We start from the raw sequence: 12,563 nt of genomic DNA, 5'->3' as shown, positions 1-12,563 counted from the left end.
CCGGCCCTGGCGCCGTGCCGTTCAGGCGAGGCCGGCCACGCGCACGCAGTCGCGCCCGGCGTGCTTGGCCTCGTAGAGCATGGCATCGGCGCGCTGCAGCAGTTCCTGCGCGCTCTCGGCACCCTGCTGTTGCGCCACGCCAAAGCTGGCCGTCGCCGCCAGCTCCAGGCCATGGACCTGTATGGGCGTGGAGCGTATGGCCTCGCGCAGCTGCCCGGCCAGCGCCCAGGCCTGGGCCGCAGCCACACCGGGCATCACGATCAGGAACTCCTCACCGCCATAGCGCGCCATCCATTGCGCCGAAGGCTCCCGCTCCAGTGCGTGCCGGCAACGCAGTGCCACCTCGCGCAGCACGGCATCGCCTGCGGCATGGCCGTGCCTGTCATTGACCTGCTTGAAGCGGTCCACGTCCACGAACATCACGCTCAGGGCCGCACCCAGGCGCTGGCCCTGGGCGACCTCGGAGGCCAGGCGCTCGTCCATGGCGCGGCGGTTGAGGCATCCGGTCAGCGCATCGGTCAGCGACATGCGCTTGACCTCTTCCACCAGTTCCTCCAGCTGGGCCGTGCGCTGGGCCACCAGCAGGTCCAAATGCTCGATGTGGCCGCGCAGGTCATGCTGCAACTGGCCAAAGCCCTGCACCACCATGTCGATCTCGTCGCGCTGCCCGCGCCGCGCCCGCTCCAGCACCAAGGGCCTCGACAACTCATTGGGCTTGAGGTTGGCCGCAAAGCCCGCAATCTGCTGCAGCGGCTGGCGCAGCTCCCTGCGCATCACCCAGGCCACCATCAGGCAGACCAGGGCCGTGAACAGCGCATAGCCCAGCAGCACGCGCAGCGTGGAGTCGCGCAGCACCTCCAGGTAGTGGCCCCGGTTCTCCCAGACCTGCAGTTCGCCCAGCGGCAGGCTGGACTGGCTGTGACGCGGTGCCGGAATGAGCATGGACACGGCAGGCGCGCGGCCATCCCTGGGCTCGCCCGCCTCGTACATCTCGCCCGTGGAGGTGACGCGCAGCTGCACATGTCCCACCAGGGGAAGCTTGCCCAGCCACTGCACCTGCTCGCGCACCAGGGCCGGCTCTATGTCCCACAGCGCGGCGGACAGCGAGATCATGCTGTTGGCCACCAGCGTCTCCATGGAGCGGCGAAACTCCTGCTGCCCCTTGCGGTACTCCCACCAGGCGTGGGCGCCGCCAAACACCAGCATGCAGGCCACGGCCAGCAGCATGATGCGCAGGATCAGCAGGGAGGCGATCGAACGGAAGCGGGGCATGGAAGGCGCTCAGCGCAGCAGGTGCTTGAGCTCGAATCCGTAGCGCCGCAGCCGGGGATTGAGGTGCTTGCTGTAGCTGCGAAAGTCCAGAGGGGCCAGCGGCGCGCTGATCCTGTGCTCGTAGCGGTCGATCTGTGACTTGTCCAGCAGCGTGAACATGGGCCGCACCTGCTCCAGCCCTTCGGAGGCGAAATCGGTGCCGTGCGCATGGTCGTAGAGCATGACCAGGGCCCAGGCGCCGGTCAGGAAATGGCCGCCCGCCAGTGCCGACAGCTCGCCCGTGCGCAGCGCCGTCATGGCGGCCGCCGATGAATTGATGGCGCTGAAGAAGGCGTCACGCCCCGGCGAGCCGCCCCGCGCGCGCCAGGCCTGCATGGCGCCAAAGGCCATCTCGTCGTTGCCCGCCCAGACCAGGCGCACCTCGGGATAGCGCTGGAACAGCACGGCCGCCTGCTGCTCGGCGCGTTCGCGGCGCCATTCGCCAAAGACTTCCTGCTGCAGCACCACGTCGCTGGCCTCGGCCGCCGCGCGGCGCATGCCGGCATTGCGTTCCACCGAGGAGGGCGTGGAGCGGTCCCCGGCAATGGCCACCATGTGCAGACGGCCATCGGCCGCACGCGCCTGGCCAGATGCCCGCGCAGCGGCGAACAGTGACTTGGCGGTCAGGTAGCCGGCCTCCTCGGCGCCCGGCTCCAGGCTGCCCAGCCAGTGGCGATAGCGCTCCCGGGCCACGCCGGTCTGGCCGCGCAACGTCTCGGGCACGCCGCTGAAGGCCATGAAGCTGTCGATGCCTGCGGCCTCCAGCGTGCGCAGGATTTCAGGCGCCACGCTGTAGTCGTTGGTAAACATCACGTAGCGGGGCCGCTGCGCCTTGGGCAAGGCGGCAATCTGGCGCGCAATCTCGATGGGGCGCAGGTGGTCGCGCTGGGCATAGCGCACCTGCAGCTGCATGCCCAGGCTGCTGGCCGCGTCCTGCATGGCCTCGCTGACCGTGGTCCAGTAGCGCTCATCGGACCGGCCGGGGTTGATGAAGACCACGCTTTGCGCGGCGGCAGCGGCCGATTGCGCCAGCACGCCCATCACCCAGGCCATGTAGGTCATACGCAGCGCCCACGGCAAGACGCCCCGGTGGAGTCCACCGGGGCGTCCCGAAGAAGGGGCAGCAGGAATCATCTGCCGCGCAGCTGGGTCAGACGCGCTCTGCCACCCAGGCCTGCACACCGGCCAGCGCCGCGGGCAGGCCCGAAGCGTCCGTGCCGCCAGCCATGGCCATGTCGGGCTTGCCGCCGCCCTTGCCGCCGACCTGGCTGGCCACGAAGTTCACCAGATCGCCAGCCTTGATGCGCGAGGTCTCGGCCTTGGTCACGCCTGCGGCCAGTTGCACCTTGTCGCCATCGACGGCGGCCAGCACGATGGCTGCGGCGCCCAGCTTGTCCTTGAGCTTGTCCATGGTGTCGCGCAGGGTCTTGGCGTCGGCGCCTTCCAGCCTGGCGGCCAGCACCTTGATGCCCTTGATGTCCACGGCCTGGCCGGCCAGCTCGTCGCCCTGGCTGGAAGCGAGCTTGCCCTTGAGCGCAGCCACTTCCTTCTCCAGCGCGCGGATCTGCTCCAGCGCACCGCCGATGCGGGTGTTCAACTCGGCCGTCGGCGCCTTCAGCGCGGCGGCGGCCTGGTCCACCGTGGATTCCAGCGATTGCAGGTAGGCCAGCGCGTTCTCGCCGGTCACCGCCTCGATGCGGCGCACGCCAGCGGCCACGCCGCCTTCGCCCACCACCTTGAACAGGCCGATGTCGCCCGTGCGCTGCACGTGGGTGCCGCCGCACAGTTCGCGGCTGCTGCCGATGTCCAGCACGCGCACGGAGTCGCCGTACTTCTCGCCGAACAGCATCATGGCGCCCGTGGCCTTGGCCGATTCGATGTCCATCACGCGCGCATCGGTGGGCGTGTTGACCAGGATCTCGGCGTTCACGCGGCGTTCGATCTCGCGGATCTCTTCAGCGGTCACGGGCTGGTTGTGGGCAAAGTCGAAGCGCGTGCGCTCGGCGTTGACCAGCGAGCCCTTTTGCTGCACATGATCGCCCAGCACTTCGCGCAGGGCCTTGTGCATGATGTGCGTGACCGAATGGTTGCGCATGGTGGCGGCACGCAGCTGCGTGTCCACCTCGGCCTGCACGGCATCGCCCACCTTGAGGCTGCCGGACTCCAGCACGCCATGGTGGCCGAACACATCGGCCTTGATCTTGAGCGTGTCCTCGACCGCAAAGCGTGCGCCCGTGGTGCTGATCACACCCTGGTCGCCCACCTGGCCGCCGGACTCGGCGTAGAAAGGCGTGGTGTCGAGCACGACCACGCCGCTCTGGCCGGCCTTGAGTTCCTGCACGGCGCTGCCCTCGGCATACAGTGCCACCACCTTGGCGGCCTCGGCCAGCTTCTGGTAGCCCGTGAAGGCATTGGCATCGCCCGTGTATTCCAGGGCGCGGTCCATCTTGAACTTGCCTGCTGCACGGGCCTTGTTCTTCTGCTCTTCCATGGCGGTCTGGAAGCCCGCCTCGTCCACGCTCAGGCCGCGCTCGCGGCAGACGTCGTTGGTCAGGTCCAGGGGGAAGCCGTAGGTGTCGTGCAGCTTGAAGGCCACGTCGCCGGGCAGCACCTTGGCGCCACCGGCCAGCGCCGCGTCCAGGATTTCCATGCCGTTGGCCAGGGTCTCGAAGAAGCGCTCTTCCTCGACCCGCAGCACTTCGGTGATGCGCGCTTCCTGCTCGCGGATCTTGGGATAGGCATCGCCCATCACGGCCACCAGGTCCTTGACCAGCTTGTGGAAGAACGGGGTCTTCTGGCCCAGCTTGTAGCCGTGGCGGATGGCGCGGCGCACGATGCGGCGCTGCACGTAGCCGCGGCCTTCGTTGGAGGGGATCACGCCGTCGGCCACCAGGAAGGCGGTGGCGCGGATGTGGTCGGCGATCACCTTGAGCGAGGGGGTCTCGATGTCGGCGATGTGCGTCTCGCGCGCAGCAGCCTTGATCAGCGCCTGGAACAGGTCGATCTCGTAGTTGCTGTGCACATGCTGCAGGATGGCGGCCAGACGCTCCAGGCCCATGCCAGTGTCCACGCAGGGCGCGGGCAGCGGCTTGACGTTGCCCTGCTCGTCCATGTCGAACTGCATGAACACGTTGTTCCAGATTTCGATGAAGCGGTCGCCGTCTTCGTCAGGGCTGCCCGGAGGGCCGCCGGCCACGTGCGCGCCGTGGTCGTAGAAGATTTCCGAGCAGGGGCCGCAGGGGCCGGTGTCGGCCATCATCCAGAAGTTGTCGCTCTTGTAGCGGCCGCCCTTGTTGTCGCCGATGCGGATCACGCGCTCGGGCGGCAGGCCGATTTCCTTGGTCCAGATGTCATAGGCCTCGTCGTCCTCGGCGTAGACCGTGGCCAGCAGGCGTTCCTTGGGCAGCTTGTAGACCTCGGTCAGCAGCTCCCAGGCCCACTTGAGCGACTCGCGCTTGAAGTAATCGCCGAAGGACCAGTTGCCCAGCATCTCGAAGAAGGTGTGGTGGCGGGCCGTGTAGCCCACGTTTTCCAGATCGTTGTGCTTGCCGCCTGCGCGCAAGCAGGTCTGCACCGAGGTGGCGCGCTTGTAGGGGCGCTTGTCGGTGCCCAGGAACACGTCCTTGAACTGGACCATGCCCGAGTTGGTGAACATCAGCGTCGGGTCGTTGCCGGGCACCAGGGGGCTCGACTCCACGATGGTGTGGCCCTTGGATGCGAAAAAGTCCAGAAAGCTCTTGCGAATGTCGGCAACGGTGAAAGTGGGTGTGCTCATGGTGTCTAGGAGTTCGGAGCGCGCACGCGGGGCGCTGTCCCTGGCGGGAGGGTGTCCCGTCGGGACCAACGCGCATTATAGGTTTGCCCCATGGTTGCGGCAGCGAGCCCTGCCTGGCCTCCATCACGCACGTGGCCAAAGAAGGCCTCTCCTCCCATCTGCCCGAGCGCGCAACAGCGGCGCGCGACTGGCCGGTCCGCGGCGCCTGCAGCTGTGGGTGGCGCCCCATCCGGGCCGCAGGGCCGACATTCTTGCGCTGGAGAAATGGCTGGTGCAGGAGATGGGGGAGATGGCTAGCACAGGCGATCTCGCCGTTCCCTGATCCCGCTCAGACTGCGCGCGATGGGCGCCCTGGATAATCGCCAGCCGGAACCACAGCAAGCACACCATGGCGCAACCACAGACACCCGAGCCCCATTCCAGCGAACCGGCCCCCGCTGCCAGCGCCAACCGATCCAATCCGGCCAAACCGCCCAAGCCGCCAAAAAGCCGCATCGTGCCCTGGCTCATCGGCCTGCCCGTGGCCTTCTTCGCTGTGCTCATGCTGGCTGGCCAGCTGCTGTCCACGCCCGAAGGCGAGGCACGCTGGGTGGAGCGCGAAACCATCAAGATCTGCCGCAAGGAAACCGCGCGGCCAGAGGCCGAGCGCAAGACGCAGCAGTTTGAATCGGTGCAGGACTGCGACAGGCTCGAATTCGACTTCAAGCAGCGCTACGGTGAAAACCCCTGAGGCGAAGTCACAACGAAAAAGGCCGGCAGAGCCGGCCTTTGACTTGCAAGGGCTCGTTCAGTCGCGCGTCTCGATGGCGCGGTTGATGCCCAGCGCCGCCAGCGTGCACAGCGCACCCGACAGCAGATAGATCCCCAGCGCCACCAGTCCGAAGCGCGAGGACACGCCCAGGGCCACCAGCGGAGCGAATGCCGCGCCCACCAGCCAGGCCATGTCCGAGGACAGCGCAGCACCCGTGTAGCGATAGCGTGAGGGGAAGTTGGACGTCACCGTGCCTGCCGCCTGGCCATAGGACAGGCCCAGCAGGATGAAGCCGACGATGATGAACACGTTGTTCCCCATCGTTCCGCTGCCCAGCAGCCAGGGCGCCAGGAAGCTGAAGATGCCGATCAGGCAGGCCATGGTGCCCAGCGTGTTGCGCCGGCCCACACGGTCGGCCAGCCAGCCCGAGACCATGATGGCGGCAGCCGCACAGAAGGCGCCCACGATCTGCACCCCGAGCACATGGGTCACCGACTGGTCCGAGTACAGCGAGATCCAGGACAGCGGGAAGATGGTCACCAAGTGGAACAGCGCAAAGCTGGCCAGGGCGGCAAACGCACCGATCACCACGTTGCGCCCCTCGTCGCGCATCAGCGGCAGCACGCCCATGGGCTCCAGCTCACGCTGCTGCAGCAGTTCGGTGTAGGACTGGCCCACGACCAGGCGCAGCCGGGCAAACAGTGCCACGACGTTGATGGCAAAGGCCACGCAGAAGGGATAGCGCCAGCCCCAGCTGAGGAACTCGTCGGCTCCCACATGGGCGTAGATGAAGGCAAACAGCCCTGCCGCGAGCACGAAGCCCAGCGGCGCGCCCAACTGGCCCATCATCGAATACCAGCCGCGCCGGTTCTTGGGCGCCGACATGGCCAGCAGCGACGGCAGACCGTCCCACGAGCCGCCCAGCGCAATGCCCTGGCCTATGCGCAGCAGCGCCAGCACGATGATGGCATTCACCCCCGCCTGCTGGTAGCTGGGCAGGAAGGCCATGCCCACGGTGCACACGCCCAGCAGAAACAGCGCCAGCGTCAGCTTGGTCGCCCGCCCCCAGCGCCGCTGCACGGCCATGGACAGCGCCGTGCCCAGCGGCCGGGCCACGAAGGCCAGCGAGAAGATGGCGAACGACATCAGCGTGCCGTCGAGCTTGGAAAGGTAGGGAAACAGCAGTGCCGGGAAGACCAGCACGCAGGCGATGCCGAACACGAAGAAGTCGAAGTACTCCGAGGATCGCCCGATGATCACGCCGACGGCGATTTCGTTGGGCGTGACATCTTCGTGGGTGTCGGCGCGGGACAGAGATTCTTTGCTCTCATAGCTTCCGCCGGGGAAGCTTGCAGTTGTGTCGAGGCCGCTCATAGATGGATGCTCCTTGTCTCGTCTCACTGACAGCTCTGTTCTACGCCCTCGCTTGATCTGGCGCAAGGCGGTTTCCACCTCGACCGGCCTCGGTGTTTGTCCTGCTGCGCGCGACGCGAAAATGCGGCCTCCGGACCGCCAGGCACATGCCGTGCACCCGCCCAGGTAGCAGAAAGTTCCCGGGTTCTCCTTGACGTTGGACAAAATGTCCAATGGACAAATTTATACTTCGTAATACATTTGCCCGGATCTTGTAATCCGCGTTTCTATGTAAACGCGCTCTTGTTGCGCCCCTAGCATGCTAAAAATCAAGGAACTCCGTGGGCCTGCGTGGCTCACCGCGGCCGCTTTGACAGCCAGTCTCACTGGCTGCAGCAAAGCCGTCGTGCTCAACCCCGCCGGCGACATCGCCGCGCAGCAAGGCAACCTGGTGGTCACGGCCACCTTGCTGATGCTGATCATCATCATCCCGGTGATCATCCTCACGCTGCTTTTCGCCTGGAAATACCGCCAGTCGAACACCGAGGCCCACTACGACCCCGAATGGCACCACTCCACCACGCTGGAGCTGGTGATCTGGTCCGTGCCGCTGATGATCATCATCGCGCTGGGCGCCATCACCTGGATCAGCACCCACAAGCTGGACCCCTACCGTCCGCTGGACCGCGTCTCGGCCACCAAGCCGCTGAGCACCGATGTCAAGCCGCTGGAGGTGCAGGTCGTGGCCATGGACTGGAAGTGGCTGTTCTTCATCCCTGAAAAAGGCATCGCCACCGTCAACGAGCTGGCCGCTCCCGTGGATCGTCCCATCCACTTCAAGCTGACCGCCACCTCGACGATGAACTCCTTCTACGTGCCTGACCTGGCCGGCATGATCTATGCCATGCCCGGCATGCAGACCGAGCTGAACGCCGTGATCAACAAGCCCGGCGTGTTCCACGGCCTGGCATCGCACTACAGCGGCGCCGGCTTCTCGGGCATGACGTTCAAGTTCCATGGCCTGAGCAACGAAGAGTTCGATCAGTGGGTTGCCAAGGCCAAGTCCGAAGGCAAGGCCCTGACGCGCGATACCTACCTGAACCTGGTCAAGCCCAGCGAGCGCAACCCGGTCGAGCGCTTCGCCACGGTGGACGAAGGCCTGTACGACAAGGTGCTCAACCGCTGTGTCGAAGAAGGCAAGATGTGCATGCATCACATGATGGCCATCGACGCTGCTGGCGGCGAAGCCTATCTCAAGGCCGTGGGCATGAACCTGCCCCAGGATGTGTGCACGGTGCAAAACGCCGACCGCGTCGTGGCCTTCCTGGACCAGCGCGACGGCTCCGCAGCCGCTGCGCAGCAATAAGCAGTTAGCGGACGCGGACGACGGCCAGACCGCCGCCCGCTCCCATCACGACCTAAGAGACTCGATATGTCTGAACATACCTCCCCGGCACAGGCCCACTGGCTGCTGGGTCGCATCACTTGGGACTCCATCCCGATGGCGCATGAGCCCATCGTGCTGGCGACCTTCATCGCCGTGGTGCTCGGCGGCCTTGCCGTGCTGGGCCTGCTCACCAAGTTCCGCCTGTGGGGCCCGCTGTGGCGCGACTGGCTGTGCAGCATCGACCACAAGAAGATCGGCATCATGTACATGATCCTCGGTCTGGTCATGCTGCTGCGCGGCTTTGCCGACGCGCTGATGATGCGCCTGCAGCAGGCCATGGCCTTCGGCGACAACCTGGGCTACCTGCCTCCGCACCACTACGACCAGATCTTCACGGCCCACGGCGTGATCATGATCTTCTTCGTGGCCATGCCCTTCGTTACCGGCCTGATGAACTATCTGGTGCCGCTGCAGATCGGCGCACGCGACGTGTCCTTCCCGTTCCTGAACAACTTCAGCTTCTGGATGACGACGGGCGGCGCCGTGCTGGTGATGATCTCGCTGTTCCTGGGCGAGTTCTCCACCTCCGGCTGGCTGGCACTGTCCAACCTGGGGGCGCAGAACCCCGGGGTCGGGCTTGACTACTACATCTGGGGATTGCAGGTGGCCGGCGTCGGCACCACGCTGTCAGGCATCAACCTGATCGTGACCATCATCAAGATGCGCGCACCCGGCATGAACCTGATGAAGATGCCCGTCTTCACCTGGACCGCCCTGTGCACCAACGCGCTGATCGTGGCCTCGTTCCCCATCCTGACCGCAGCCCTGGTGCTGATGTCGCTGGACCGCTACGTCGGCACGAACTTCTTCACGAACGAGCTGGGCGGCAACCCCATGCTGTACGTGAACCTGATCTGGATCTGGGGCCACCCCGAGGTCTACATCCTGATCCTGCCCTGCTTCGGCATCTTCTCGGAGATCGTCTCCACCTTCAGCCGCAAGCGCCTGTTCGGCTACACCTCCATGGTGTACGCGACGGTGTGTATCACCATCCTGTCCTACCTGGTCTGGCTGCACCACTTCTTCACCATGGGCTCCGGCGCCAGCGTGAACACCTTCTTCGGCATCACGACGATGATCATCTCGATCCCGACGGGCGCCAAGATCTTCAACTGGCTGTTCACCATGTACCGCGGCCGCATCCGCTTCACGGTGCCGATGCTGTGGACCGTGGGCTTCATGTGCACCTTTGCCATCGGCGGCATGACCGGCGTGCTGCTGGCCGTTCCCCCGGCCGACTTCGTGCTGCACAACAGCCTGTTCCTGATCGCCCACTTTCACAACGTGATCATCGGCGGCGTGGTGTTCGGCGTGTTCGCCGGCATCAACTTCTGGTTCCCCAAGGCCTTCGGCTACAAGCTCGACGAGTTCTGGGGCAAGTGCTCGTTCTGGTTCTGGCTGGTCGGCTTCTGGGTCGCCTTCACACCGCTGTACGTGCTGGGCCTGATGGGCGTGACACGCCGTGCCAACCACTTCGAGGACCCCTCGCTGCAGATCTGGTTCGTGATCGCCGCCCTGGGCGCCGGTCTGGTGGCACTGGGCATCGGCAGCTTCCTGATCCAGCTGGTGGTCAGCTACTTCAAGCGCGACCAGCTGCGTGACGTGACCGGCGACCCATGGGAAGGCCGCACGCTGGAGTGGGCCACCTCCTCGCCCCCTCCCCAGTACAACTTCGCCTTCACGCCCGTGGTGCATGAGATCGATGCCTGGTGGGACATGAAGAAGCACGGCTACCAGCGTCCGCTGACCGGCTTCAAGCCCGTCCACATGCCGTCCAACACCGGCGCCGGTGTCGTGATCGCCGCGCTGTCCACGGTCTTCGGCTTCGCGATGATCTGGCACATGTGGCCCCTGGCCATTGCGTCGTTCGCCGCCACCGTGCTGGCATCGATCATCCACACGTTCAACTACAAGCGCGACTACTACATCCCCGCCGCGGAAGTCGCGGCCACGGAAGAACTGCGCACACAACAGCTGGCACGTCATGTCTGATACCCGTTACACCGCAGGCGGCGCTGCCGCCCTGGCCCCGCGCGAGTACCACCTCGCCGAGGAGCCCCATCCCGAAAACGGCACCGCTCTGGGCTTCTGGCTCTACCTGATGAGCGACTGCCTGATCTTTGCAGCGCTGTTCGCCACCTATGGCGTGCTGGGCCGCAACTACGCTGCAGGCCCCACGGGCGCCCAGTTGTTCGACCTGCCCCTGGTGGCGATGAACACGGCCTTCCTGCTGCTGTCGTCCATCACCTTCGGCTTCGCCATGCTGCAAAAGCAGCAGGGCAAGCTGGGCGGCACCCAGCTGTGGCTGGCCATCACCGGCCTGTTCGGCCTGTGCTTCCTGGGCCTGGAACTCTATGAGTTCTCCCACCTGCTGCACGAGGGCGCAGGCCCTCAGCGCAGCGCCTTCCTGTCCTCGTTCTTCACGCTGGTGGGCACCCACGGCCTGCACGTGAGCTTCGGCCTGATCTGGCTGGTCACGCTGATGATCCAGATCAACAAGCACGGCCTGACGCACGAGAACAACCGCCGCCTGATGTGCCTGTCGATGTTCTGGCACTTCTTGGACGTGGTCTGGATCGGCGTCTTCACTTTTGTTTACCTGATGGGGGTGCTGTAAATGGCTGCACACGACATCCACGCCGGCCATGGCCACGGTCACCACGACCATCACGGCCATGACGATCACCACCACGACGCAGGCCCGCACAGCACCTTCTCGGGCTATATGTGGGGCTTCGTGCTCTCGATCATCCTGACGGCCATCCCGTTCTGGCTGGTGATGAGCAATGTCATCTCGGACCGTGCAACGGCCGTAATGGTGCTCGGCGGCTTCGCCGTGGTGCAGATCCTGGTCCACATGGTCTTCTTCCTGCACATGAACGGCAAGATCGAAGGCGGCTGGACCCTGCTGTCCACCATCTTCACCGTGGTCTTCGTGGCCATCGGCATTGCGGGCACCCTGTGGGTCATGTTCCACATGAACACCAACATGATGCCCCAGCACACCATGCCGGCCGACCCTGCCGCGCAGACGGCTCCGGCCTCGGTCACGCCTTGACCGCATCCGGAAACTCCGGGCCCTCCAGCCACGCCGGCGCATCGCGCCGGCGTGGCCCACTCGCTCAGGCGATGCTCATCTCGGTGGGCATCGCCTTGTTTTTGGGCTTCATCTTCCTGGGCAGCTGGCAGGTCCAGCGCCGTGCCTGGAAGCTGGACTTGATAGAGCGCGTGGACCAGCGCGTGCACGCCGCGCCCGCTGCCCTGCCCCCGCCCGCCGAATGGCCGCAGATCACGGCCGCCGACCACGAGTACCGCGCCGTGCAGGCCAGCGGCCACTGGCTGGCCGGCAAGACCGTGCTGACCCAGGCCGTGACCGAATTGGGTGCCGGCTTCTGGGTGCTGACGCCGCTGCAGATGGACAACGGCAACCAGGTGCTGGTGAACCGGGGCTTCATTCCCACAGCGCAGCGCGCACGCTGGCAGGATCAGCCCGCACAGGCGCCCCAGGATCCGGTGACGGTGGCCGGCCTGCTGCGCATCAGCGAGCCGCGCGGCGGCTTCCTGCGCGAGAACGATCCCGCGCAGCAGCGCTGGTTCTCGCGCGATGTGGCGGCCATTGCACAGGCCCAGGGCCTGGACCATGCAGCCCCCTACTTCATCGACGCAGGCCTGCCGGGCCAGCCCGTGGCGGACGGCACCTGGCCGCGCCCGGGCATGACCGTGATCCGCTTCCCCAACAGCCATCTGGTCTATGCGCTGACCTGGTACGGGCTGGCGCTGATGGTGGTCGGCGCGGCCTGGCTGGTCAGGCGCAATGACCGGCAGGCAAGCAGCAAGCCGTAAAACCGTAAGGCCGTAAAGCCGTCGCTGCAGGCAACAAGGCCACCGATGACATCGGTGGCCTTTTTTACGCCAGTCCTCTACAA

The 12,563-nt window shown here is 65.8% G+C and carries 10 protein-coding genes; 6 read left to right on the top strand and 4 right to left on the bottom strand.

Features of this window, described 5'->3' with window-relative positions; genetic code table 11:
• Positions 1-21: 21 nt before the first annotated feature.
• The 3 genes from DELCS14_RS13745 to alaS all read right to left on the bottom strand — a co-directional run bounded on the left by DELCS14_RS13745 (position 22) and on the right by alaS (position 5,086).
• Positions 22-1,272 carry a sensor domain-containing diguanylate cyclase gene (locus DELCS14_RS13745; protein WP_013802164.1) on the bottom strand — a complete coding sequence of 417 codons (1,251 nt, stop codon included), beginning with the start codon at positions 1,270-1,272 and terminating at the stop codon, positions 22-24.
• A 9-nt stretch (positions 1,273-1,281) separates the two neighbouring features.
• Positions 1,282-2,373, bottom strand: a complete 1,092-nt coding sequence (locus DELCS14_RS13740; protein WP_013802163.1) for an ABC transporter substrate-binding protein — start codon at positions 2,371-2,373, stop codon at positions 1,282-1,284.
• Positions 2,374-2,461: 88 nt separating this feature from the next.
• On the bottom strand, positions 2,462-5,086 hold the full coding sequence (gene alaS / locus DELCS14_RS13735; protein ID WP_013802162.1) for an alanine--tRNA ligase: 2,625 nt from the start codon (positions 5,084-5,086) through the stop codon (positions 2,462-2,464).
• A 388-nt stretch (positions 5,087-5,474) separates the two neighbouring features.
• Here alaS and DELCS14_RS13730 point away from each other — a divergent pair, with 388 nt between their 5' ends.
• A complete protein-coding gene (locus DELCS14_RS13730; RefSeq protein WP_013802161.1) occupies positions 5,475-5,816 on the top strand; it encodes a hypothetical protein in 342 nt (113 codons plus the stop codon).
• Between the two features lie 57 nt (positions 5,817-5,873).
• Here DELCS14_RS13730 and DELCS14_RS13725 read toward each other — a convergent pair whose 3' ends face one another.
• Complete coding sequence (locus tag DELCS14_RS13725; protein ID WP_013802160.1) at positions 5,874-7,211, bottom strand: MFS transporter; 1,338 nt, start codon at positions 7,209-7,211, stop codon at positions 5,874-5,876.
• A 298-nt stretch (positions 7,212-7,509) separates the two neighbouring features.
• Between DELCS14_RS13725 and cyoA the strand changes: the two genes are divergently transcribed.
• From cyoA to DELCS14_RS13700, 5 genes are all read left to right on the top strand, one after another.
• The gene (gene cyoA / locus DELCS14_RS13720; protein ID WP_012205882.1) at positions 7,510-8,556 is read left to right on the top strand and encodes a ubiquinol oxidase subunit II; all 1,047 of its coding nucleotides are present in this window, start codon (positions 7,510-7,512) and stop codon (positions 8,554-8,556) included.
• 66 nt (positions 8,557-8,622) lie between these two features.
• Positions 8,623-10,629, top strand: a complete 2,007-nt coding sequence (cyoB, locus tag DELCS14_RS13715) for a cytochrome o ubiquinol oxidase subunit I (protein ID WP_013802159.1) — start codon at positions 8,623-8,625, stop codon at positions 10,627-10,629.
• The gene (cyoC, locus tag DELCS14_RS13710) at positions 10,622-11,254 is read left to right on the top strand and encodes a cytochrome o ubiquinol oxidase subunit III (protein WP_012205884.1); all 633 of its coding nucleotides are present in this window, start codon (positions 10,622-10,624) and stop codon (positions 11,252-11,254) included. Before cyoB ends, cyoC begins: the two co-directional genes overlap by 8 nt.
• Positions 11,255-11,695, top strand: a complete 441-nt coding sequence (gene cyoD / locus DELCS14_RS13705) for a cytochrome o ubiquinol oxidase subunit IV (RefSeq protein ID WP_012205885.1) — start codon at positions 11,255-11,257, stop codon at positions 11,693-11,695.
• A gap of 71 nt (positions 11,696-11,766) precedes the next feature.
• Positions 11,767-12,480 (top strand): SURF1 family protein, encoded by a 714-nt coding sequence (locus DELCS14_RS13700; protein WP_013802158.1) that lies wholly within the window; start codon positions 11,767-11,769, stop codon positions 12,478-12,480.
• Positions 12,481-12,563 lie beyond the last annotated feature (83 nt).

Source organism: Delftia sp. Cs1-4 (genome assembly GCF_000214395.1).
Classification (GTDB): Bacteria; Pseudomonadota; Gammaproteobacteria; order Burkholderiales; family Burkholderiaceae_C; genus Comamonas; species Comamonas acidovorans.
Note: the sequence above shows the minus strand (reverse complement) of the source record. Positions and strands in the feature narration are given on the sequence as shown.